We start from the raw sequence: 22,948 nt of genomic DNA on the forward strand, positions 1-22,948 counted from the left end.
AGGCTCATCGCATGGCCTCCAGGCGTATCTTCGACCGAGACAGGCACGCCCACTTCGTGACCTTCTCGTGCTATCGACGCCGTCAGTTTCTCGACCACGACCGGCCCAAGCGGATCGTCCTCGGGGTCCTCGCCTCGCAACTGTCATTGCAGCACGGCCGCTGTGTCGGCTTCGTCGTCATGCCTGACCACGTGCACGCGATCCTCTGGTTCCCGCAGGACGACCAGCTTTCCCACTTCATGAAGCAGTGGAAGCAACGCAGTTCCGTACAGATCAAGCGATTCCTGCGCGAAGGGGCGACGGCATATGCCCGGACCTTCGACCTGTCGGAGCTGATCTGGCAACCCCGCTACTACGACTTCAACCTCTACTCGGAGCACAAGTTCGAGGAGAAGCTCGCCTACATGCACCAGAACCCGGTACGGGCCAGCCTGGTCGCCAGCCCGTGCGATTGGGCCTGGAGTTCGGCGAGATTCTATGAGCAAGGCCGGGGCGTCGGCGTGCCTGTCGGATGGCTCGACTGACGCCTCTTGCGGCTTCGCCGCCCGGAAAACGGAGGTGTCCGGGCCACCCCGCCAGAGAGTCGTTGACGGTCCGGTTGTTCGTCCGCTGCCCGCGGGTGGGTGGCCCGGACAACTTGTTGTCCGGGTCGCGAAGCGACAAGAGGAGCCGGGGACCGCCCCGTCGACCCGACTCAGCGAGACGCTTTCGATAGCCTCTTGCGGCTTCGCCGCCCGGACAACACGTTGTCCGGGCCACCCTGCGGCGGCACCAATCCGAGGATTCCCGAGAAAGTGGGACAAATCGGCCGCCCCCGCCCCATTACTCCCCACAGAGGACGAGTCAGGCGGCCGGTCGGAGCGTGAGTCGATGCCCAAGCCCTTACGCGGAGATTCCCTGAAGCTGCTCCGCATCCTCTTCAACCTCGGGACCATCGGCGAGCTGACCGACGGGCAGCTCCTGCAGCGGTTCTTGGACCGCGAGGGGGAGTCTGCCGAGCTGGCCTTCGCGGCGCTGGTCGAGCGGCATGGGCCGATGGTGCTGCGCACTTGCCGGGCCGTGCTGCGCGACGGCCACGAGGCCGAGGACGCCTTCCAGGCGACTTTCCAGATCCTGGCCCGCAAGGCCCGGGGGCTCTGGGTGCGCGACTCGCTGGGACCGTGGCTTCATGCCGTGGCCATTCGCTCGGCGCGCCACGCCCGCTCGGAGGCGGCTCGCCGTCGCCGGGCCGAGACGCGGGCGGCCAGGTCGGTGGCGTGGGCCTCGGTCGATGCGGGCGGCCCGGAGGGGCTCGGCGAGGCGCTGCACGAGGAGCTGGGCCGGCTGCCAGAGCGCTACCGAGCGGCGGTGGTGCTCTGCTGCCTGGAGGGCCTGAGCCTGTCCCAGGCGGCCCAGCGGCTGGGATGGCCGCAGGGGACCGTTCAGAGCCGTCTGGCTCGGGGTCGGCAGCGGCTGCGCGAGCGGCTGGCTCGCCGAGGCCTGGCGCCGTCGGTCGGAGCGTTTGGCGCGGCGTTGGCGTCGGAGCGTGCGCAGGCAGCGGTGCCGGTGGCACTGGCGGAGGCGGCGACCCGAGCCGCGATGAGTGTCACGGCGGGCAAGGTGGCAGCGGCCGGGGCGGTCCCGGCGGCCGTCCTTCTCCTGACCGAAGGAGTGCTGAGAGCCATGATTTACGCAAAGATCCGAATGCTGGCGATCGCGGGACTGACGGCAGCCGGTCTGGCCACCGGGATCACCGTCCTTGCCCAGGCCGAGCGCGATGGCACCGATGTTCGCGTGTCGAGGGTCCACGAGCCGCGTAAGGGTCCATCGCGGGTGGAGTCGCCGCGGGTCGATCCCCAGGGCGATGCCGGTGATCGCCCCGTCCACGAGGTCCGGTCTGGCCCGCTGACCGCCACAGCCGTGGGTCGCGGCAATTTGGAGAGCGCCAACAATCTGGAGGTCAGGAGCGAGGTCGAGGGCCAGGTCACCATCACCATGATCCTCCCCGAGGGGACCAAGGTGGTCAAAGACCAACTGGTCTGCGAGCTGGACGCGACGACCCTGAAGAACGATCTGGCCAACCAGCAGATCGCCACCGAGCGGGCTCAGGCCGATTCCCAGAACGCCATCAAGACCCGCGAGATGGCCGAAGTCGAGGTCCAGTGCTTCAAGGAAGGGACCTTTCCCCATGAGGAAATGTCGCTCCAGGGCGACATCGAACTCGCCGTCGCCGAACTGGAACTGGCCAGGGAACGCCTTGAGGCGATCAAGGATCACCCGGAGCAGGCGCTCGGGTTGGTTTCGGTCAAGGAGGGAGAGGTCGCTGTCCTTCGTGCCAATCTGGCCCTCAAGAAGGCCGAGCGGGCGCTGGAGGTGCTCCGGAAATTCACCTACGGACTGCGGATCACGTCGCTCGAAGGCGCGGTTGAGACGGCCAAGGCCGACGAGTTGGCCAAGATGTCGGCCTTCACGCTGGAGAAGGAGAAGGAGGAGAAGCTCCGGCGGATGATCGAGAAGTGCAGGATCTTCGCGCCGGGCAACGGGATCGTCATCTACCACCAAGAGGAAGGCCGTTTTGGCAGTCAGGAGGGCCCCTCGATCAAGGAAGGGGCCACCGTCCGAGAGCGCCAGATGATCTTCAAGCTGCCGGACATCGACAACATGCGGGTCGATGCCAAGCTCCCCGAGTCGATGATCGCCCAGGTTCGTCCGGGAATGCCGGCCCGGATCCGGGTCGACGCATTTCCCAACAGTTTGCTGTCCGGCGAGGTCGTCGAGATCAAGCCGTTGCCCGATCCGAAGCTCTTCTTCTCCGACCAGGATGTCGCCGTTTACACGGTCTTCATCGAGATCGAGGAGGGCCACGAGGGCCTCCGCCCGGGATTGACGGCGAGCGTTGAGGTCATTGTCGCCGACCTCGACGACGTGATTTGCGTGCCGGTCCGAGCCTTGCTGCATGACGGGGGCAAGGATCACGTGGCGGTGAAGACACCCGAGGGCGCGATCGAATGGCGGGAAGTGACCGTGGGCGTGTCCGACGGCGAGACGGTCGAGATCACGCAGGGGCTTCGGGTCGGCGAACAGGTGATGCTCGACCCGATCGGCCTGCTGAGCGAGGAGGAGGTGCGGGCCAGGGGGCTCGACCACCCGGCCCCGCCCGCCGGCGCGGAATCCCCGTAGACGCACGTTCGCAGGCCGTCCTGCGGCCAGCGCGGGCCTGTTCAGGCGATACCCAAAATGGCAGGGCCCTCGGCCCGGATCGGGGCAGCCGGCCCGGGTCCTCGGGCCGGTGAGGCAACCGTGGGTGGCCCGGACAACGTGTTGTCCGGGTCGCGCAGCGACAAGAGGGGCCGGGGACCGCCCGGTCGACCCGGCTCAAGCGAGACGCTCTCGATAGCCTCTTGCGGCTTCGCCGCCCGGACAACACGTTGTCCGGGCCACCCTACGGCGTTGAGCCGGGGCGCGTACGCCGCTACGATGACGATGACTCCGGCAATCGGGCACGGCCCTGCCCCGGCATGTCCTACGTCCGCACACTTCCTCTGACGGGAGGTTCAGATGTTAACGGTCCGGCACCGGTTGCGCGTCGCGGCCTTCTTTGTCACTCTCGTCTTACCACTTCAATCGGCACAAGCAGTCGGCCACGATGGCCCCGATCTGGATGCGATCCGAGCGGCCATTGAGCGGGCGTGGTCCTCGGTCCAGACCCTCCATTTTCGATCCGAGGAGCTGTGCTGGGACTCGGCGGGACAATTCTCGCTCCATAAGACGATCGACTACACATTGGGAGTCGGCGATCAACGAATCTTCAAAGAGGATTCGCTTCAGGTAAGCCGGGGTTCAAACTCTCATCGCATCCAGATCGAGGATGGAACCACCTACTATGGCATCGCTTTGAAAACTCAGGATCCGAGGAGCATCTCCCAGGTCAAGATCGAAGACCAGGAGAGCACGAGAGGAAACCACCCCGGATTTCCGGGTTGCGCTGCCCTGTGGCTCTGGACTCCGGGGGGCCGCCCGCTGCACGAATACTTGCAATCCGGAGGACGCCTGGAGGTCGTGCGGACGCCGGATGGGAGCGAACAGATCATCCTCATCGCGGAAGGGAAGTTCGGCCAGCCAATTCGTTGCGAGCTCGATCCCGAACACGACTATCTCCCCCGTCGGATCAATTATGCCGACATCGAGTGGCAGGCTACGGCGTTCCGATGCGATGGGGGCCGTTGGTTCCCGGCTCGCGGGAAGATGATCGACTTTCGAGCGGGCAAAGACCGACTCGTCGCCGAAATCAACTTCGTCGTGACCGAGCTCCAGATCAACCAGCCGATCGCCGAGGACATCTTCGATCTGCCGGAGTTGCCCGACGACGTTTTGATCAAGGACGAACGTGGGCGGAAGCCCTGACGGATACTGGGGGAGAATTGCTCCCAGGGCCAGGCACCGACGAAACGGGCTTTGTGCCCGACGTGGTCGGTCGTGGCCAGCATGATGATGCTCGGTCCGCTGTCCCGCACGTTCGAAGGCCGTTCTGCGGCCAGAACGGGCAATCCCAGAAATGTCAGTCAGGACCCTCGGCCCGGATCGGGGCAGACGGCCGGGGTCCTCGGGACGGTGAGGCATCCGCGCGTTGCGAATCCTCATGGTTCGGGCAAAGGTCCCGGGTGTTCGGCCTGATCGATGCGGTCCAGGAGCCAGGTCGCTCCCTCGACCCGAGCGCCAAGGGCCTCGACCCGCCTCCGGAGTTCCCGGTCGGAGGTGACCACCGTGACACCCTTGGGGCGGTCGGAGACCAGCGCAACGATATGATCGTCGGCCGCGTTGGGCGCCGAATGCCCCGCGTAATGCACCAGGACGCCGTCGTACTCCCCTGCCGGCATCTCCCGGACGGGACGGCCGTCGATGACGACCTCAATCCGTCCGGGACGCACCGCCGCCAGTCGTTGCAAGCGACCCACGAGCCGGCACTTCGCGGCATTCGGATCGCGCCACCACCCGTCCGGCCGCGTGCCGATGACATTCATGGCATCGACGATCAGGAGCGGGGTCCTCGATGGCATCACGTCTCGCCCCTGGTCGAGATCCGTGGGGTGGTCGTTGTCACGCAACGTCGATGCAAGTTCGATTCCCCCATCACGCAAAAACCCGGGCCCCGGCCCTGGCCCCGGAGTTCCCCACGCGTGTCGTGGGACGAACGGTCCGGGAGCAGGGCCGAGGCCCGGGGTCGAATCCGCCGGCCGATCGCTCAGTCGGCGTTGAGCACTGTCATCCAGAACGACGGTTCGGCCCGTCGGGCGCCCGGACCCTGACCGGGTCCGCTGACCGGGACGCCGTCGGCGACCGGCGCGGCTTCGGCTGCCGGCAGAGGAACCTCGCCCGATCGATCGAGAATCGCGTTCAGCTCGCCGCGATCGAGCCAGACCCCCTGGCACGAGGGGCACGTGTCGATTTCGACGTCGACCCGATGGTCGGTAATGAGCAGCATGTCGCAATTCGGGCACCTCATGACGTGTGTCCTCCTGAGAAACGACCCGTCACCATGAACACGTTCCGCAAAACGTCACGCCGTCCTCAATGCGGCCGGGACGAAACCCGGGCATTTCCCGGATTGAGCATCGGCGGAGGAGCGACCCCCTGCGCGTGGTCGGGCGATCGAGACTCCCGGATGATCGTGTCCAGTTCGCCCCGGTCCAGCCAGACTCCCCAGCATTTCGGGCAGAAATCGATGGCCACCGGGCCGCGATCGGCCGGCATCAACCGCGTGTTGCAACTGGGACATTTCATGGGCAAACCCTCCTGAGCAAGAAGTGCAATCGGCGGAACCTCCGGTCAACCTCGCTGAACGATGATGCAAGCGGTTCCGCTCGTGAGGGGTCCTTCGGTCTGAAATTGCCGAGAGCACGGGCCACACCTCCCGTTCGCTCCCCCCCGGTGCGATTCGTGCGGCATGGCACCGCGCCCCCGGCAGTGGAGATTATTGGCAAAAAATCCCAGTTCGACTATAAGAAAGCAGGAATCGCTTCGTTCGGTTTTCTCGAAGAGTTGGCGAGCACCCCATGCAGCCTACGATCAACTACAACCACCTCTATTACTTCTGGGTCGTCGCCCGCCTGGGGAGCATCGCCGCCGCCTGCGACGAGCTGATGCTCGCCCCGCCGACGGTCAGCACGCAGCTCAAGACGCTGGAGACGAACCTGGGCCAACGCCTGTTCGAACGCCAGGGGCGGGGGATGGTCTTGACGCAAACCGGCCGCCTCGTCTTCCGCCATGCCGATGAGATGTTTCGGACGGCGTCGGACCTGATGGAGACGCTCCGGGGTCGTCCCCCCGGACGGCCCATGCGGCTGACCCTGGGGATCTCCGATGCCATGCCGAAGACCGTCGCCTATCGCCTCGTCCGACCCGTCATGACGGGGCCCGAGGCGGTCACGCTTGTCTGCCACGAGGGCAAGCCCGCCCAGATGCTCGCCGAGCTGGCGCTCCATGAGCTGGATGCGGTCCTCACCGACTCGCCCCTCGTGCCCGAGGTCCGGGTCAAGGCGTTCACCCACCTGCTCGGCGAATGCGGGGTGACCCTGCTCGGCACCTCCGACCTCGCCGAACGCTATCGACCCGGCTTCCCCGACTCGCTCCATCGCGCCCCGCTGCTGTTGCCGACCGGGACCTCCGCGTTGCGGCGGATGCTCGACGCCTGGTTCCAGACGCGAGGGCTGCGGCCCGACATCCGGGGCGAGATCGCCGACAGCGCCCTGATCAAGGTCTTCGGCCAGTCCGGCGAGGGGCTCTTCTTCGTCCCCTCCGTCGTCGAGGCCGAGGTCTGCGCGCAGTACGGCGTCGAGCGGGTCGGCCGCATCGACGAGCTGCGCGAACGCTTCTACGCCGTCACGATCGAACGGACCATCCACCACCCGGCCGTGATTGCCCTCTGCGACGCGGCGCGTCGGACGTTCGGCGAGGGACAGCCCCCCGACGCGGGGTTCACGTCGTGACGCTCGACGTGGACCCCGAAGTGGCTCCCGTCCGGCTGGGGCGCGTCAGGAGATGGGGACTGGCCCCGAGTCTTCGAGGTGCCTGCCTCCCGTGATTGCGGCACCCCTCGTCCATCGATCACGTCCGGGATCAGACCGCCCCTCCGAGCCATTGGATCTGCTCCCGCAAGGCCCTGATCTGCCCCTCTCTGTCGCGAATGCTGTCGATCTCTCCGTCCAGGAGCGTCGGCTTCTTGTCGGCCCAGGCCTTGAACGCCGAGGCGAGCTGCTCCACGGTCGCGGTGCCCTTCTGATAGTCGTCGAGCCTGGCGTCAAGCGCCTTGAGCTTGCTGCTTCGCCACTTGTTGCCGATAAATCCCGGCACGGTGGTGTCCCGGACGAAATCCCGACCGCTCGGGACCGTCGTCAGGCCCTCCCGGTGGGCTTTTCGCTTGAGGGAGTTGTCCCCGCAACTGTAGCAGCAGGATGCCGGATCGAGGACGGCCGTGGTGCTCGTCGTCTCGCCTCGCTGTCGCTTGACGCCCACGCCCCACAGGTCGACGGCGAAGCAGCCGCGCGGGAAGCGCCCGGGATACTGAATGGGCACGTTGTTCGGGCAGCCCACCAGCAGGAACCAGTGCCCGTTGGACTTGCCCTCGGCCTGCTCGATGACCGTGAGCGCCCCGCGGCAATTGTTGCTGCGGAGCAGGTAGAAGACCAGGGCGGTGCAGGGGTCGCAGCGGATCCCCATGGACCCCACATTCTGGAATCGCTGGTGGACCCGGCGGCCGTACTCGAACCACCAGGCCTCGCTGCCGGTGTTCAGGGCAAGTCCCTCGAGGAGCACGGCCGTGTCGCTCATAGAGCCCTTCATCATCGGGTCGTTGCCCGGCAGGACGCCATCATCGACGATGACCGGCCGGAGCTCATCCCTCATGGCCCCGGTCGTCGGGTTGTAGTTCTTCTTGGTCACGGTCCTGAAGAGATAGGGATCGACCAGATTCCGGACGAGGTTGATGTCGAATAATCGCAATTCTGCCCCTTTGCCATGGATCGTGTTCGGAACAAGTCATTCGACGCACGGTCCAGGGTCGCCGGTCGGTCTCGAGAGAACCGAATCGAAGGGCCATCAAGAGGCGAGGACCATATCAGAATGTACTTGGCGAAGAGATCTCTCGCGAGGGTGCAGTTGATGAATTCTTCGCAAACACGGTCCGGGGGACGACACCCCGCCTGGCAGCGATCGCCCGGGGCTGCGTCCGACGAGGGCGGCGGAGTTCTAACAAAAGGGGGCGGATCCGATCGGGGGTGACGGACCCGCCCTCAGCCGATGACGGCTCAACCGATGACGGTCAGGGCCGACTTCTGCTGCTTCTGTTCCTGCTTCTTCAGGTACGACTCCAGCGGAGGCGTGTCTTCCTCGAAGCGCATGACCTCTTCCCAGAGGGCGTCGACCATCTCGGCTTCCTTGACGTGCCGGATCGGCACGCCTCGCTTGAAGATGATCCCCTTGCCGCTGCCGGCGGCGATGCCGATGTCGGCCTCCTTGGCCTCGCCGAAGCCGTTGACCAGGCACCCCAGGATGCTGATCCGCAGCGGGTGCTTCAGCCCTTTCATCCGCTCCTCGACCTCGGCGACGATCCGCTCCAGGTCGATGTCGAGCCGGCCGCAGGTCGGGCAGGCCACGACCTCCGGCTCGTTGATCCGGCGGCTCGTCGCCCGCAGGATGTCGAACCCGGCCTTCACCTCCGGCACCGGGTCGCCGAGCAGGCTGACCCGGATCGTGTCGCCGATCCCCCGGAGCAAGATCGCCCCGATCCCGGCCGCGCTCTTGAGCGTCCCGTATTCCCGCGAACCGGCCTCGGTGATCCCCAGATGCGTCGGGTAATCGCTCTTCTCGGCGAACAGGCTGTAGCACTCGACGGCCGTCGGCACGTGGCTGGCCTTGAGGCTGATGATCATCTGGTGATAGCCGAGCGACTCGGCAATCTCGATGTGCCGCAGGGCGCTCTCGACCATTGCCTCGGGACAGGGGAAGCCGTACTTCTCGATCAGGTCTTCTTCCAGGCTGCCGCTGTTGACGCCGATCCGCATGGGGACCCCTTTGTCCTTCGCCTTGCGGACGACCTCCTTGAACCGCTCGATCCCGCCGATGTTGCCGGGGTTGATCCGGATCTTGTCGACGGCCCGGCGGCCCGAGGGGGTCTTCGCCTCCAGGCAGGCCAGGGCCATCCGGTAGTCGTAGTGGATGTCGGCGATCAGGGGGATATTGATGTGGTCGCGGATCGCCTGGCAGGCCTCCACGTCGCCTTTCTTGGGCACGGTCACGCGGATGATCTCGCAGCCGGCCTCCTCCAGGCGCTTGATCTGCTCCAGGGTGGCGGCGGCATCGGCCGTGTCGGTCGTGGTCATCGACTGCACCCAGATCGGGTTCTCGCCGCCGACAACGTGGTCGTCGATCCCCACCTCGCGGGTCTTGTGCCGCTGGACCGTGGTCGAGTAGGCCATCGCTGGATTGCGTCCGTATCGTTCGGGGTGGTCGTGCTTCGCGCAGCGTTCACGCAAAGGCGTGGTGATTCCATGCTTATCGTAGTCAACCGCGGCCGGGCCATCAAGATCGCTCGGCGCCGGGGGATTGTCCCTCGGAATCCTCGTGACGATGATCGACACACCACGCCGTCGGCCCGCCGGCCGAGGCCCGTCCCGGTTCTACCCCCTTCGACGGAGGCCCGCCCCCCGGTGATCCCGCCTCGCCTGAAACCCTTGATCCTCCCGCTCTGGAACGGCGGCCATCGCCTCGCCTGGCGACTCGGCGAATATGCCGGGGCCATTCGTCATCGCCGCTTCGATCGCTGTATCATCTGCGGCCGATGGGGGCCGAAGCTCTACCGACGCTGGGTCATCCGCCCCGAGCTGGAGCGGCGATCGGGCGTCTCCCCCACGGCCGTCGAGGCCTGGGCCCGCAAGGAGTCGTGCGACTGCCCCTCCTGCGGCGCGAAGCTCCGCGCCCGTCGCATCGCCGAGGTCCTCCTTTCCCTTGATCACATCGGCTCCCCCCCCTCCCCGGCCCGTTCCTTCCGCGACTGGGTCGCCTCTCCCGAGGCCCAATCCCTGCGCGTGGCCGAGGTCAACGAGATCGAGGGCCTGCACACCTTCCTCCTCCGGCTTCCCCACCTCTCCTTCAGCGAGTTCCATGACGATGCTGCCCCCGGTGCACTTGTTGACGGCGTCCGCTGCGAGCACCTGGAGCGCCTGACCTACCCCGACGCCTCGATCGACCTCCTCCTCACCTCCGAGACGCTCGAACACGTCCCCGACCTGTCGCTCGCCCTGGGCGAGATCCGCCGCGTCCTCCGCCCCGGGGGCCGCCACGTCTTCACCGTCCCGCTCCTGCCCGGGGTCCCGACCACCTTCCCCCGCGCCCGGCTCCGCCCCGACGGCTCGATCGAACACCTCGCGACCCCGGTGTCCCACCCCGGGGGCGACTGGGGCTACCCCGTCTTCACCGAGTTCGGCGCCGACCTTCCCGAGATCCTCCGCGATGCCGGTTTCGAGGTCGATCTCCGGTTCGGCCCGGTGCGCGAGGACGACGTCTGCCAGGTCTTCGTCTGCCGGAAGCCGTTCGCGTGAGAAGGCCGCTCCCACTTCTCCACGATGCGATGCCCCCCCCTTTGCCCTCTCCTGGTCGGTCTTCCAGGCGCCTTTTCGGTCGGATTGTCCGTGACGGCCTGTCGGCTCGCTCGCTCGAATCTCCGGCCGGGCCGCGAGACGGATTGAAATTTCCTGGCATGTTCGATCGGCAGTCGCCATGATGCGAGTCGGCCCCGATCCGCGATGGCAAGGACCGTCGGGCACCGGGGCGTACCGGCCCGAGTCGAGGAGGGTCATCGCATGGCGACGATTGCGCATCGCGACCTGGCGTACCGATGGTTCGAGGAGGTCTGGAACGGCAGGAAGCCGGAGGTCATCCCCGAGCTGATCGCCCCCGACGCGGTCGGCCACCTGCCCGCGGGGGACCTCGTCGGCCCCGAGCCGTTCCTGGACCGCGTCTACCGCCCCTTCCTGGCCGCATTCCCGGACCTCCACATCGGCGTCGAGGAGACCCTCGGCGACGCGGACGACATCGCCGTCCGATGGCTCGCGACCGGGACCCACACCGGCGAACCCTTCCTCGGCCTCCCCCCCTCGGGCCGCCCGATTCGGCTCCGGGGCATCACCTGGATCCGCTACCGAGACGGCCAGATGATCGAGGGCTGGGATTGCTGGGATAGCGCCGCCCTCATCGCACAGCTCCGGGGCGACAATCCGCCGGCCTGATCCGGGCCACCCCGCGTTTCAGTGTGCCCAGGGGGAATCGGGTTGGTCGGAATGGCTCACCGGGGGGCGGCGGTCGGGCGGAAGCGTCGCCAGGCGAGGACGATCCCGATGGTGGCGAAGACGGCCACGGTCGAGGGCTCGGGGGTCGAGAAGTAGACCGGCTGCGGGCCATCGACCGGGGTCAGAACGAAGCTGGTGCTATGGTTCCTGAGATCCTGGGCATTGACGAGGATCTGACCGAGATCGTTGATGGCGAAGGCCTGATTGAGTCGCAGAATCCCCGAATCGGGTTCGAGCAGATCCTCCAGGTCGAACAGAGCCTCGCCGTCGAACAGGAAGACCCGCCCTCCGGAGTCGCCGACGACCTGGCCGAGGTTGTTCAGGTCGCTGGCGCCGGAACCGGAATCGGGGGAATACCATTCGCGGGGCTCGGGGAGCCGGCCGAGATCGATCATCTCGCCGTCGGTGTAGAGGAACGCGTGGTTCGGGCCGTCGGCCGTCTGCGAGGTGCCGGCCACCTGTCCGTGGTCGTTGATGGCGACGGCGATGCTCGATTGGCCGCCGAGGGTGCCCAGGTCGATGACCTCGCCGTCCCGGAAGATCACCGCGCGGCCGTCCTCAGGGGTCTGGCCGACGAAGAATCCGTGGAACGTGCCGCTGCTGGTGAATCCGGCGGCGACACCGTGGGCGTTCACGGCATTGGCCACGCTGTGGTCGGCTCCGGGAAGCGTGCCGAGGTTCCGGATTTCACCGTCCTGGGCGAGGAAGGCGCGATGCACGCCGGCGGGGGTGGTCGAGTGGCCGACGACCTGGCCGGAGTCATTGACTGCCGTGCCGTAGCTGTTCCCGCCACCGAGCTGGCCGACCTGGGTTGGCAGACGGTCGGTGTGGAAGACGACGGCTCGCGAATCATAGACGCCGGTCCGGTGGTCATACGACCAATCTTGCCCGGCGACATCGCCATGATTGTTCATGCCGTTTTTTCGGGACGGGGTGTAGAAGATCCGGTTGCCGTCGCGGCCCGGGATGGGGTCGTGCGGGCCTCGCAAGGGGCCGAAGACAAGCTTGCTCTCCTGACCCGCCCGAGGTCCGAAGCCGTGGCCGATGACGTCGCCGTTGAGCCAGTCGGTGCCAAGCCGTCCATCGTCGTCGATCGGCACGAGAAGATCGCCGCGATCATTGATGTTGGTGATCCAGTGATTGCCGAGCGGAGTCGCCCGATACATCGGCCCGGCCTCGGCGACCGTGGCGATCACGCAGGCCGAGGCCACCAGGATCAGGGTTGCTCGACGGTTCGGCATGATCGGGCGCATGGTCATGAATCCCTTCGTCTCAATCGTGAATCGGTCGCTTCCCGAATCGGACGCATCCTCGCTCCCGGGAAGAATCGATGGATGATTGCGTCGAGTCCCCAATCGGTCAATACCGGATGTTGGGAAGGGTTTTTCTTCAGACGTTCACCACACGCACGGACCACGGAGGGAACACCGCGACCAAGGAAATTCATGTGTTCGGCTCCCGATTGATCCATGCCCCATCCCGAGGCTCCTGCGATCAGAATCGCTCCGGGGCTGATCCGAAGGCATGGTGATGCGGACCCGGACGATCCGGCCTTGCTCAGCGGGGGGGCTCGGCTACAATCGACGGTCGCCCTCGACTGGGCAAGAAAGGTGTGAGTCACGGTGCGCATTGCCTACTTCGACTGTTTCAGCGGCATTTCGGGCGACATGACCCTCGGCGCCCTCGTCGACGCGGGTGTCGACCCGCGGGCGATCATCGGGGCCGTCCGGAAGCTCGGCCTGGAGTTCGACCTGGCGTTCGAGACGGTCCGTCGCTGCGGGTTCCGGGCGACCTACGCGCGGGTCGTCGCCCCCGAGGAGCACGCCCACCGCCACCTGCCCGAGATCGAGGCGATGATCGACCGGGCCGAGCTGCCCGCCCGCCAGTCCGACCTGGCGAAGCGCATCTTCCGCCGCCTGGGAGAGGCCGAGGCCAATTCGCACGGCATCCCGATCGACTCCGTCCACTTCCACGAGGTCGGCGCGGTCGATTCGATCGTCGACATCGTCGGGGCCGCCGTCGGGCTCGACCTGCTGGGGGTCGAACGCTTCCAGGCCAGCGCGATTCCCCCCGGCCGAGGCTCGGTCGTCGCGGCCCACGGCCGGATGCCCCTGCCCGCCCCCGCCACGGCCGAACTGCTCCGGGGCGTCCCCCTCGCCGATTCGCCCGTCGAGATGGAGCTGACCACCCCGACCGGCGCGGCCATCGTCTCGACCATCTGCGAACGCTTCGGCCCCCTGCCGGCCATGACCGTCGAGACGATCGGCCACGGGGCGGGCACGAAGGACCTGCCCGGCCAGGCCAACATGGTCCGCCTCTTCGTCGGCACCGTGGCCGAGTCGCCCGACGCCGATCGCGTCTGGGTCCTGGAAACGAACCTCGACGACCTGCCCGGCGAGCTGGTCGGCTACACGACCGGCAAGCTGATGGAGGCCGGGGCGCTCGACGCCTTCGTCACCCCCATCTACATGAAGAAGAACCGGCCCGGCGTGATGCTCTCGGTCCTCGGCACCGAGGCGACCCTCGCCACCCTGGAGGCGATCATCTTCCGGGAGACGACCACCCTCGGCGTCCGGCGTTACCCGGTCAGCCGCCACAAGCTCCGGCGCCGGGCCGCGGTGGTCGAGACCCCGCTCGGCCCCGTTCGCGGCAAGCTCGGCTGGCTCGCCGACCGCCCCCCGACCTTCAGCCCCGAATACGACGACTGCGCCCGCCTCGCCGCCGACCAGGGCGTGCCGCTCCGCGACGTCTACCGGATGGCCCACGAGGCCCACGCCACCTCCGGGGCCGTCCCCGTCGAGCCTCCCCCCCCGGCCGAAGCCCGTCAGGGCCACAGTCACGACCACGGCCATGGCCACGGTCATGACCATGGCCACAGTCACGACCACGGCCATTCCCACGACCACCACGGCCATGATCATCACCATGATCACTGAGCCGATCATGGGTCCCGGGGCCTCGTTATGCTCACGATCGCACAGGTCTTCGTGTTGCTCCTGCTTCAGGCGGTTCCGCTGGTGATGCTCGGGGCGGTGGCCGGAATCTCCTGGATGCGTCGACGCGATGCCCGGCACGCCGAGCCGCTCGCGGACCCGGTCGCCAATCGGCTCGCCGACCTCTCCGCGGCGATCGAGCGGATCGAACGGTCCCTCTCCCGATCGGGCTCCGTCCCCTCGCGGGAGACAGCCGAGCCTGCCCCCGGAGTTCGGGCCGATCGACCTGCTCAATCGCCCCTGCCGTCCCCTTGCCATCGCCCCCGGCGAGGCGACTCGGCGCCGGAACGTCCACGCCCGGGGCCGACCCTGATCCGAGTCCCCGACCTCACCGGTCCGGGTCGTGTGGTCGGTTCCCAGGCCGAGGCCGCGAGGAACACCCTGGCCTCGAACGACCTGGCCCGACGCTTCGCCCGCATCTGGGCGATGGCCGACCAGGGGGCCCCGGCCGACCGGATCGCCGAGGCCAGCGGCCAGCCCATCGGACAGGTCGAGCTCGTCTTGAACTTGCGACGCCGATTGCTCGACGACCCGAGCGTCGAGGTGCCCGAATGACCCGCCATCCCCAGCTCGAACCGGCCGCGGCCTCCTGCCTCGATCAGACCCGATCGGCGGTGATGAGTGTCCTGCTCCTCGACGGCCTGATCATCGCCGGCAGCGGGCTCCTCCTGCGCCTCAGGGGACCGGCCATCACCCTGATGGAGCCCGAGCAGGCGTATCGCTGGGCCCACCTGATCCTGCTGATCCTGATGTTCCTGGGCTCGGCCCTCCGGCTCATCGGCACGGCCCGGCCGGTCCTCGAGAACCCGAGGCACCGCCGCCGCTGGTTCTTCTGGTCGCACGTCGGCAGCGCCCTGCTGGGCCTGCTGGCCCTGCCGGTCGGCTTCGCCTACGCCTGGGCGGTGCGTCCCCGGCTCTCGGCCGTCGGCCCGTTCTGGGCCGTGGCGCTGGTGCTAGGACTGCTCGCGCTGCCCCGCCTCGACGAGATCCTTGGTTTCGATCGACCCATGCCTTCCCGTCCTCCGGACGCTCCCGAGGACGCCGAGGACGCGGACCCGTCCCGGACTTCGAGCCCGCCTTCGTCATGAACCTGACTTCTACCGAGCAGACGATCCTCTGGATCTACGCCGCGATCGTCGCCGCCTGGCCCGTCCGGCACGTGGTCATCACCCTCTTCTTCCGATGGCTCGACGTGCTCGACCTCAACTCCCCCCGGTACGGTGCCGACACCTCCCCGAGGGTCACGGCCGTCATCCCCGCCAAGGACGAGGAAGAAGCGTTGCCCGCCTGCCTCGCCTCGGTCCGGGCGCAAACGTATCCGAATCTGGAGATCCTGATCGTCGATGATCGCAGCACCGATGCCACCGCTCAGATTGCCCGCGAAGCCGCCGAGGCCGACCCTCGGGTCCGGGTCCTGACGATCGCGGACGACCTCCCCCCCGGCTGGACCGGCAAGACGCACGCCCTGCACCTTGCCGCCCCGCAGACCAATGGCCAGTGGCTCTGGTTCCTCGACGCCGACACCCGGCACCATCCCGATTGCCTCTCGATCGTCATGGAATACGCCCGCACCCAGGACGCGGCGCTCGCCAGCCTGCTGCCCGAGATGCGCTGCGAATCCTTCTGGGAGAAGGTCGTCACCCCCCTCGCCGGGATCGTCCTGATGCGGACCTACCCGACGTTCACCGCCAACAACGACCGCAAGAAGCTCGCCTTCGCCAACGGGCAGTTCCTCCTGATCGAGCGGTCTGCCTACGAGGCGGCCGGCGGGCACGAGGCCGTCCGCGATCGGTTCGTCGAGGACATCGCCCTGGCCCGGCGGGTCAAGGCCCTCGGCCGATCGGTCAAGACCGCCGTCGCCCCCGAGATCAGCTCGACTCGCATGTATACCTCGCTGTCCACCCTCATCCGAGGCTGGAGCCGCATCCTCTACGACGCCCACGACCGCAGGCCGCTCCCCTTAATCGGCAAGATCCTCGAACCCTTGATCTTTAGCCAGACGGGCGACGTGGCCCTGATCGCCTCGCTCGTCATGCTGGCGATCGGCCAGGCCGGGCCGTTTGCCTGGTGGCTCCTGGGCCTGAGCGTCGTGCATCAGGTGCTCAAGCAATCGGTCCTCTATCGGATGTACCGCTTGAACTCGCCGAAGACGGCCGGTTACGCCATGTACTACTCGCTGGCCGGGCTCGTCTCCGACGTGATCATCGCCCGGTCGCTCTGGATGTGCGTGACGGGGCGCGTGACCTGGCGGGGGACCTCGTACGGCGCCCCGGCCGCCGCCCCCCCGGCCGACCGGACCCCGGAAGGGGCGGTCGGCCCGCCGGGACCGACCCGGTGATCATGCCGATGCGCCTCGTCAGGCCCGCAGCCCTCGCATCCTGGCCTCGTCGGTCGATCGCTTCAGGTGTTCCGCCGGGATCCGGAAGATCGCGACCAACGCCCAGAGCAGGCTCGCGACCACCAGCACCACGACCAGCAGATTCGCGGCCCAGGGGCCGACGGAGGTCCGCAAAACGAACATGGCCATGGTCGCCAGGACGCCCCCGATCGTCCCGGCGACCATGGCCCGAGAGGCCCGGCCGAGCCAGGACGGCGGCTGGTCGAGGTCGATCGTCGGGCGGGCCGCCTGCAGGGCGATCGACCCGGCGATCAGCCCGGCCGCGGCACCTCCCACCATCACCACCCACGCCTCGCCCGCGAGCTTCGCCCACGTGGCCGAGGCGGTGATCTCGCGGAGCAGCTGCCAGTCCACCATCCCGACGCCGAAGGCCGAGACGATCGCGAAGACCAGGCCGACGACCGTGGGGATCGTCAGGTAAAATGGAGCCGCGATGACGCCCCTGACCCCTCGTAGCGCGGTCATGAAACCGCTCCTTTCATCCTCGATCGTGTCCGTGCGCTCGTCGCTCAATACCAAGTCTTGTTGCAAGATCGGTGCCGAACGATCCCCTCGGCTGGAGCCCCGGCCATGACGACCGCCGTTGCCGACCCCCTGATCGCCCGCAACCCGAGCACCGGGGCCGAGCTGGCCCGGGTCGCCGGCACGCCCCCCGAACGGGTGTCCCAATGCGTCGATCGGGCGGCGATCGCCCAGCGATGTTGGGCCGATCGGCCCTGGTCGGGTCGCCGCGAGGGCCTGCGCCGCTGGCACCGGGAACTCGGCCGGCGGGCCGAGGAACTGGCCGAGGCCGTCTGTGCCGAGATCGGCAAGCCGGCCGGCGAGGCGATGGCCGCCGAGGTGATCCCGAGCCTCGACGCCCTGCGCTGGACGATCCGATCCGCCGCCCGGGTGCTCCGCGATCGGACCGAATCCCCCCGCTGGCAACGCTGGCTCCTGATGCCCCCGGCCCGGATCGAGCGGCGGCCCCTGGGGGTCGTCGGCGTGATCGGGGCCTGGAACTACCCGATCCTGCTCAATGCGCCGGTGATCGCCCATGCGATCGCCGCGGGGAACGCCGTGGTCTGGAAGCCGTCCGAGCTGTCGAGCCGCTGCGGGGCCTTGCTCCAGGAGACGATCGACGCCGCCGGTCTGCCCGAGGGGCTCGTCTCGATCGTCCAGGGAGGCTCGGAGGTCGGATCGGCCCTCGTTCATGCGAACGTGGCGAAGCTCATCTTCACCGGGGGCCTGCACAACGGCCGTCGCGTGCTGGAGGCCCTCGGGGCGCGGGGGACTCCGGCGGTCGTGGAACTGTCCGGCTTCGATGCGGCCGTCGTCCTGCCCGACGCCCCCGACGACCGGACGATGGCCGCCCTGCGCTGGTCGGCCTTCCTCGGGGCCGGTCAGGCGTGCATGTCGGTCAAGCGGGTCTTCCTGGTCGATCGACCGGCCGAAGCCTGGGCCGAGGCGTTCGCCCGGCAGGCCGAGGCGATCCGGATCGGCGACCCGAAGCGGCCGGACGTGGACCTCGGCCCCTTGATCTCCGACCGGGCACGCGACGACGTGCACGATCGGGTGCGGGCCGCCGTTGCGGCCGGTGCCCGGCTCCTGGCGGGGGGCGAGCCGGTCGACGGGCCGGGATCGTTCTACCGGCCGACCGTCCTGCTGGCCGATCGGGACCAGGAAGGCCCGGAGCGTGCCCTCGAAGGGATCTTCGGCCCGGTCGTCATCGTCCGGGAGGTGGCCGACGACCGGTCGGCCGCCGAGGCGGTCAATGCCAGCCGGTTCGGCCTGTCGGCCAGCGTCTGGGGACGCGATCGCCGGCGGGCGAGGGCGCTGGCCGATCGGCTCGACGTGGGGGTCGTGGGCGTGAACGAGGCGACCACCTTCTTCGCCCTCGCGTCGGCCCCGGCCGGGGGGGTGAAGGCGAGCGGCTTCGGCCGGGTCCACGGCGCGGAGGGCCTGGTCGAGATGACCGCCCCCCGGACCGTCGTCTCGCGGTCGATCAAGGCCCCTCGGCCCCAGGTTTTCCCCTACTCGAACCGCCTGGGGCGAGTCCTGCGGGTCTATCGTCGGCTTGTCCATCGGTGAGGAACGCGATCATGGTCCGTTCAACTCGTTCGGATGTCTGACTCCTTCGACGGAACCCGGACGACGGCTTCCACCGCCTACGAATCGATGCCGTGCTCCTTGAGGAACTCCCGGAGCGGCTCGACTCCCGTGTACAGCACCGCCTGGAATCCGGCGGCCTGGGCCGCCTCGACGTTCAAGGGGCGGTCGTCGATGAACAGGGCCCGCGTCTTCGAGCACCCGGCAATCCCGAGCGCCGCCGAGTAGATCGCGTCGTCCGGCTTGGCCAGGCCGAGGTAGCACGACGTGAGGAACCCTCGGAAGACCTCGTGGAGCCGGAAGGTCCGCACGCGATACTCATGCAGTTCGCGCGATTCGTTGTTCAGGGTGAACAGGTAGCACGAGTCGCGTCTGGCCAGGGTGCGGACCCATTCGAGGGCATCCTCGATCGGCTGCGACTGGCTGTACATGAACTCCTGGAACTCGTCCATCGAGAAGGTCCGGGGGCGATAGAAGACGGTCCGGCGCAGGTAGGTATCCAGGGTGATCCGGCCGGTCTCGATGGCGGTCTTCGACATCTCGTGCCGGGTCTGGAACTCCTGGTAGTCGATGCCGAACCGCTGGGCGGCGAGCTGCCGGCTGCTCGTGTCGAAGCCGTTGGTCAGCAGGACGCCGCCGACGTCGAAGAAGAGGGTGGGCTTGTCGTGCATCGGTCAAGGACCTCGGAGGGGCGACGCACGCCCGGGCCTTCGGGAAGGATCGACCGGGCGGGCGGATCGGGAGAAATTGACTCAACGCCTTCGGCGGATCGGTGCGTCCTCAATCGTCGAGATAGGCTTCGTCTTCCAGCCCTTTCAGGTACGCGAGGGCTTCCTCGACGGTCGGGACCGGGGCGCCGGGCACGCGGCCGTCGCGGTCGAGCCGGCCGATCAGGAGCAGGTCTTCGAGGGATTGCTCGTCGGCCTCGATGCCGGGGACGCGGCGGGCCCGGCCCCCGGGGGCGGCGTCGATGGCGGCCCGGGCCTCGCGGTGGTGGGCGATCAGCCATCGGGTCCGCTCGGGGATCGCCCCGTCGAGGGCTTCCAGGCCGGCCGTGACGTGATCGCCCAGATCGATGGCCTTGCCGACGTCGTGCAGGAGGGCGGCCAGCAGGAATTCCTCGTCGAACGGCCGCTCGGCGCGGGCCAGCTCGAAGACCTGGAGGCTGTGATAGAGGGCGTCTCCCTCGGGGTGCGATCGGGCGCTTTGCTTGACCGATTCGAGCGGATCGAGCCGGAGCTTGTAGAGGGCGAAGCGGTCGAGGTGGTCGGCCAGGCGCGGGGGTTCGGCGTCGGGTTCCGGCTCGGGGGCCGGGGGGGCCGCGCCGGCGGCCTCGGCCTCGGCGCGGTCTCGGGCGAGGGTGACGACGGCCTCGCGGACCTCGGTATCGGTCGGCAGGTCGCCCGGCCGGATGCGGCGGCCGAGCACGGCGGCGGCCTGTCGCTTGGCGGTCGAGTAGTCGGCCTCGCTCGCCTGCCCGAGCGGGCCGGAGCCCGCCTCGGGGGCGATCTTGGGGTAGAGCCGACGGGCCGCCTCCTGGGCGATTTGCTGCCGGAGCCGGTCGTCGGCCCGCGGGGCCTGCTGGCGTCGCTTGTACTTGTCCGGTCGCATGGCTGATTCTCGGCGTTGGCGGGCATCGTGGGGGCCGGTTCGGCCGCATCCCGAACAACGTATGGGTGATTGTACGCCCCGGGTCGGCTCGCGCGGAAGGCTTCGCCGGATGCGACGGGGGCCTTGAGGGCCTTGGGGCTCATCGCCTCGCCGGCTCCAGCCAAAGACCCCCGCACACGGCCTCGGTGGTGGTGCGTTCGACGCCCAGGCGGTCGAATTCGGCCAGGACGGCCTCGGAGGCGGTCGGATCGACGGCCTCGATGGCGTCGGTCACGACGACGACCCGGTAGCCGCGGTCTCGGAGCCCCCGGACGGCGCAGGCGACGCAGTTATCGGTGGCCACGCCGTAGACGACGAAGGTCGGTTCGCTCCGACCGTACCAGGAGATGACGCGGGCGGCCTCGGGATGCGAGAAGAAATTGTAGCGGCGCTTCTGGATGGTCAGGTGTTCGGGGACGGTGGACGGCGGCTCGAAATGATCGTCGGGGCCGATGACGAGGCTGCCCGGCCAATCGGTCTCCTCGATCCGGTCGGCCCCCGGGGTGCCGACGATGCAGTGCTCGGGGAACGGCTCGGGGTCCGGCTCATCGCGATCGTGGGCGCACGCGGTTGCGATGACGGGGATGCGTTGATCGCGGGCGAAGGCCGTCAGGCGGGCCAGGTTGGGCCGGATCGCCGCGGCCCCTTCGATCGAGAGCGAGCCGTCGGGGTCGAGGAAGTCGCGCTGGGTGTCCACGTCGACGAAGACATAACGACGCTGCCGCATGGGTCTGAGTTCCTGGTCGCTGCCAGTGGGGATCGGGCGACCTTGCCCGAACAGTCCGAGTGAAACGGGATCTTGAGATTCGGGTGAGACGGTCGATACGATGATGAAGATAACCGACGCGGGCGAAACGGTCGATCTCGGCCGAGGCCCGTCGTCGGCCGGCCCTCGTGCCCCCCCTCGACACCGGGCGATCGCCCTTCGATGAGGTCCCTGCCGATGGGATGCCGAGCCGCGGTTTCGCGTCGGGATGTGCTGCGCGTCGGGTCGCTGTCGTGGCTCGGGCTGGGCCTCTCGGAGGTCCTCCGGGGGCAGGCTCGGGGTTCCGGTTCCGGTTTGGGTTCGGCTTCGAGTGCGACGGGTACGGCGCGACCGATCCGGGGGGTGATCCTCGCCTTCTGCCCCGGAGGCCCGAGCCAGTTGGAGACGTTCGACCCGAAGCCGGAGGCCCCGCGCGAGGTCCGGGGGGAGTTCGACTCGATCGCCACGGCGATCCCGGGCGTCCGGTTCGGGGAGTATCTGCCGAGGCTCGCGAAGGCCGTCGATCGGATGACCCTGATCCGGTCGATGCGGACGACCAGCCCGGTGCACGAACTGGCCGTGCATCGCCTGCTCGGCGGGGTGGACGAGGTGCCGCCGGGGACGGGAGTGGCGGCCTCTCGGAAGGACCAGCCGCACCTGGGGGCGGTACTGGCGGCGACTCGGACGGCCCCGGAGGGCCTGCCGCACGCCGTCATCTTGCCGACGAACCTGACGTTCGAGGGGGCGGTCTTCCCCGGGCAGAACGCCGGTTTCCTCGGCCCGAGGTTCGACCCCTGGCACATCCTCGGCGACCCGACGGCCCCCGGGTTCGGCCCCGAGGCGCTGGAACTGCCCGAGGGGCTGTCGATCGGTCGGCTCGATCGGCGTCGGTCGCTGCTGGAAGCGGTGGACGCGGCCCGCGCCGAGCTGGATCGGCGGGCAGAATCGGCCCCGATGGACGACTTCCGCCGCCGGGCGATCGCCATCATCACCTCGCGGACCTGCCGAGACGCGTTCGACCTGGATCGGGAAGACCCGAGGGTCCGAGACCGATACGGCCGGACCCTGATGGGCCAGGGGTTGCTGCTGGGGCGTCGCCTGGTCGAGGCGGGGGTGCCCCTGGTGCAGGTGAACCTGGGAGAGTCGAACGTCTGGGACACGCACGAGAAGAACTTCGAGCGGCACAGAGACATCCTCTGCCCCCCCTTCGACCTGGCCGTGTCGGCCCTGGCCGAGGACCTGGACGCGAGGGGCTTGAGTGATGAGATCCTGGTGATCGTGACCGGCGAGTTCGGCCGGACTCCTCGGGTCGGCCAGCCGATCAAGGGCGGGGCCGGCGCCAAGCCGGACGGCCGCGACCACTGGCCGAGCGTCTTCAGTGCATTGGCGTTCGGCGCGGGGGTGGGCCGGGGCCGGGTGCTCGGCGCGAGCGATCGGCTCGCCTCGTTCCCGACGACCGCGTCGTACTCGCCCGCCGACCTGGGGGCCTCGATCCTGCAGGCGTTCGGCATCGACCCGACGATCGAGCTCCACGACCCCCTCGGCCGCCCCTTGCCGATCAACCGCGGTCGGCCCATTCCCTGGTCGTAAGCCGAGGTGATGCAGTTGCCCCGATGGAGACGGCCCGGCGCGGTGCCGATTGACCCGGCCGAGCTGTAGGGCGGACGGGGGCTGGTGCGCCGAGTGCTCGCTCGGTCGATTTGGCGTAAACTGTTGTCTCGTGTCGGTTTGTGGATTTTGAAATGGGTTCGCT

Annotated in this window: 22 protein-coding genes; 12 read left to right on the forward strand and 10 right to left on the reverse strand. The window is 68.3% G+C overall.

Annotated features, from left to right (window positions below; all coding sequences use genetic code 11):
• The first annotated feature begins 11 nt into the window (after positions 1 to 11).
• From AB1L88_RS11030 to AB1L88_RS11040, 3 genes are all read left to right on the forward strand, one after another.
• The gene (locus AB1L88_RS11030; RefSeq protein WP_367096708.1) at positions 12 to 524 is read left to right on the forward strand and encodes a transposase; all 513 of its coding nucleotides are present in this window, start codon (positions 12 to 14) and stop codon (positions 522 to 524) included.
• A 346-nt stretch (positions 525 to 870) separates the two neighbouring features.
• Complete coding sequence (locus AB1L88_RS11035; protein WP_367096709.1) at positions 871 to 3,159, forward strand: sigma-70 family RNA polymerase sigma factor; 2,289 nt, start codon at positions 871 to 873, stop codon at positions 3,157 to 3,159.
• A 378-nt stretch (positions 3,160 to 3,537) separates the two neighbouring features.
• A complete protein-coding gene (locus AB1L88_RS11040) occupies positions 3,538 to 4,383 on the forward strand; it encodes a hypothetical protein (protein WP_367096710.1) in 846 nt (281 codons plus the stop codon).
• 233 nt (positions 4,384 to 4,616) lie between these two features.
• On the opposite strand, the gene AB1L88_RS11045 is transcribed toward AB1L88_RS11040, so the two are convergent.
• The 3 genes from AB1L88_RS11045 to AB1L88_RS11055 all read right to left on the reverse strand — a co-directional run bounded on the left by AB1L88_RS11045 (position 4,617) and on the right by AB1L88_RS11055 (position 5,760).
• Positions 4,617 to 5,036 (reverse strand): NYN domain-containing protein, encoded by a 420-nt coding sequence (locus AB1L88_RS11045; protein ID WP_367096711.1) that lies wholly within the window; start codon positions 5,034 to 5,036, stop codon positions 4,617 to 4,619.
• A 185-nt stretch (positions 5,037 to 5,221) separates the two neighbouring features.
• Positions 5,222 to 5,482: a zf-TFIIB domain-containing protein gene (locus AB1L88_RS11050; RefSeq protein WP_367096712.1), complete on the reverse strand. Its 261-nt coding sequence runs from the start codon at positions 5,480 to 5,482 to the stop codon at positions 5,222 to 5,224.
• A gap of 65 nt (positions 5,483 to 5,547) precedes the next feature.
• Positions 5,548 to 5,760 carry a zf-TFIIB domain-containing protein gene (locus AB1L88_RS11055; protein ID WP_367096713.1) on the reverse strand — a complete coding sequence of 71 codons (213 nt, stop codon included), beginning with the start codon at positions 5,758 to 5,760 and terminating at the stop codon, positions 5,548 to 5,550.
• 272 nt (positions 5,761 to 6,032) lie between these two features.
• On the opposite strand from AB1L88_RS11055, the gene nhaR reads away from it, so the two are divergent.
• Positions 6,033 to 6,965 (forward strand): transcriptional activator NhaR, encoded by a 933-nt coding sequence (gene nhaR, locus AB1L88_RS11060; RefSeq protein ID WP_367096714.1) that lies wholly within the window; start codon positions 6,033 to 6,035, stop codon positions 6,963 to 6,965.
• A gap of 130 nt (positions 6,966 to 7,095) precedes the next feature.
• Here the strand turns inward: nhaR and AB1L88_RS11065 are convergent, their stop codons facing one another.
• Both AB1L88_RS11065 and ispG read right to left on the reverse strand, forming a co-directional pair.
• Entirely contained in the window at positions 7,096 to 7,977 is an 882-nt protein-coding gene (locus AB1L88_RS11065; RefSeq protein ID WP_367096715.1) for a hypothetical protein, read from the reverse strand.
• Positions 7,978 to 8,282: 305 nt separating this feature from the next.
• Positions 8,283 to 9,452: a flavodoxin-dependent (E)-4-hydroxy-3-methylbut-2-enyl-diphosphate synthase gene (gene ispG / locus AB1L88_RS11070; protein WP_367096716.1), complete on the reverse strand. Its 1,170-nt coding sequence runs from the start codon at positions 9,450 to 9,452 to the stop codon at positions 8,283 to 8,285.
• A gap of 231 nt (positions 9,453 to 9,683) precedes the next feature.
• Between ispG and AB1L88_RS11075 the strand changes: the two genes are divergently transcribed.
• On the forward strand, positions 9,684 to 10,574 hold the full coding sequence (locus tag AB1L88_RS11075) for a class I SAM-dependent methyltransferase (protein ID WP_367096717.1): 891 nt from the start codon (positions 9,684 to 9,686) through the stop codon (positions 10,572 to 10,574).
• 261 nt (positions 10,575 to 10,835) lie between these two features.
• Positions 10,836 to 11,261 (forward strand): ester cyclase, encoded by a 426-nt coding sequence (locus AB1L88_RS11080; protein ID WP_367096718.1) that lies wholly within the window; start codon positions 10,836 to 10,838, stop codon positions 11,259 to 11,261.
• A gap of 56 nt (positions 11,262 to 11,317) precedes the next feature.
• Here the strand turns inward: AB1L88_RS11080 and AB1L88_RS11085 are convergent, their stop codons facing one another.
• Positions 11,318 to 12,580, reverse strand: a complete 1,263-nt coding sequence (locus tag AB1L88_RS11085) for a hypothetical protein (RefSeq protein ID WP_367096719.1) — start codon at positions 12,578 to 12,580, stop codon at positions 11,318 to 11,320.
• A 363-nt stretch (positions 12,581 to 12,943) separates the two neighbouring features.
• Here AB1L88_RS11085 and larC point away from each other — a divergent pair, with 363 nt between their 5' ends.
• From larC to AB1L88_RS11105, 4 genes are read left to right on the forward strand one after another with little or no spacing between them, the layout of a single operon-like run.
• Entirely contained in the window at positions 12,944 to 14,257 is a 1,314-nt protein-coding gene (gene larC / locus AB1L88_RS11090) for a nickel pincer cofactor biosynthesis protein LarC (RefSeq protein ID WP_367096720.1), read from the forward strand.
• 27 nt (positions 14,258 to 14,284) lie between these two features.
• On the forward strand, positions 14,285 to 14,869 hold the full coding sequence (locus AB1L88_RS11095) for a hypothetical protein (protein ID WP_367096721.1): 585 nt from the start codon (positions 14,285 to 14,287) through the stop codon (positions 14,867 to 14,869).
• On the forward strand, positions 14,866 to 15,402 hold the full coding sequence (locus AB1L88_RS11100; RefSeq protein ID WP_367096722.1) for a hypothetical protein: 537 nt from the start codon (positions 14,866 to 14,868) through the stop codon (positions 15,400 to 15,402). Before AB1L88_RS11095 ends, AB1L88_RS11100 begins: the two co-directional genes overlap by 4 nt.
• The gene (locus AB1L88_RS11105) at positions 15,399 to 16,652 is read left to right on the forward strand and encodes a glycosyltransferase (protein ID WP_367096723.1); all 1,254 of its coding nucleotides are present in this window, start codon (positions 15,399 to 15,401) and stop codon (positions 16,650 to 16,652) included. The genes AB1L88_RS11100 and AB1L88_RS11105 overlap by 4 nt, the downstream gene beginning before the upstream one ends.
• Before the next feature lie 18 nt (positions 16,653 to 16,670).
• Here AB1L88_RS11105 and AB1L88_RS11110 read toward each other — a convergent pair whose 3' ends face one another.
• A complete protein-coding gene (locus tag AB1L88_RS11110) occupies positions 16,671 to 17,177 on the reverse strand; it encodes a hypothetical protein (RefSeq protein WP_367096724.1) in 507 nt (168 codons plus the stop codon).
• A gap of 105 nt (positions 17,178 to 17,282) precedes the next feature.
• Between AB1L88_RS11110 and AB1L88_RS11115 the strand changes: the two genes are divergently transcribed.
• Positions 17,283 to 18,782, forward strand: a complete 1,500-nt coding sequence (locus tag AB1L88_RS11115) for an aldehyde dehydrogenase family protein (protein WP_367096725.1) — start codon at positions 17,283 to 17,285, stop codon at positions 18,780 to 18,782.
• 77 nt (positions 18,783 to 18,859) lie between these two features.
• Here the strand turns inward: AB1L88_RS11115 and AB1L88_RS11120 are convergent, their stop codons facing one another.
• The 3 genes from AB1L88_RS11120 to AB1L88_RS11130 form a co-directional block, all read right to left on the reverse strand.
• Positions 18,860 to 19,471: an HAD-IA family hydrolase gene (locus tag AB1L88_RS11120; RefSeq protein ID WP_367096726.1), complete on the reverse strand. Its 612-nt coding sequence runs from the start codon at positions 19,469 to 19,471 to the stop codon at positions 18,860 to 18,862.
• Positions 19,472 to 19,580: 109 nt separating this feature from the next.
• Positions 19,581 to 20,411: an HD domain-containing protein gene (locus AB1L88_RS11125; protein ID WP_367096727.1), complete on the reverse strand. Its 831-nt coding sequence runs from the start codon at positions 20,409 to 20,411 to the stop codon at positions 19,581 to 19,583.
• A gap of 139 nt (positions 20,412 to 20,550) precedes the next feature.
• On the reverse strand, positions 20,551 to 21,177 hold the full coding sequence (locus tag AB1L88_RS11130; RefSeq protein WP_367096728.1) for an isochorismatase family cysteine hydrolase: 627 nt from the start codon (positions 21,175 to 21,177) through the stop codon (positions 20,551 to 20,553).
• Positions 21,178 to 21,393: 216 nt separating this feature from the next.
• Here AB1L88_RS11130 and AB1L88_RS11135 point away from each other — a divergent pair, with 216 nt between their 5' ends.
• Positions 21,394 to 22,785: a DUF1501 domain-containing protein gene (locus AB1L88_RS11135; protein ID WP_367096729.1), complete on the forward strand. Its 1,392-nt coding sequence runs from the start codon at positions 21,394 to 21,396 to the stop codon at positions 22,783 to 22,785.
• Positions 22,786 to 22,948 lie beyond the last annotated feature (163 nt).

This window comes from Tautonia sp. JC769, assembly GCF_040717455.1.
Classification (GTDB): Bacteria; Planctomycetota; Planctomycetia; order Isosphaerales; family Isosphaeraceae; genus Tautonia.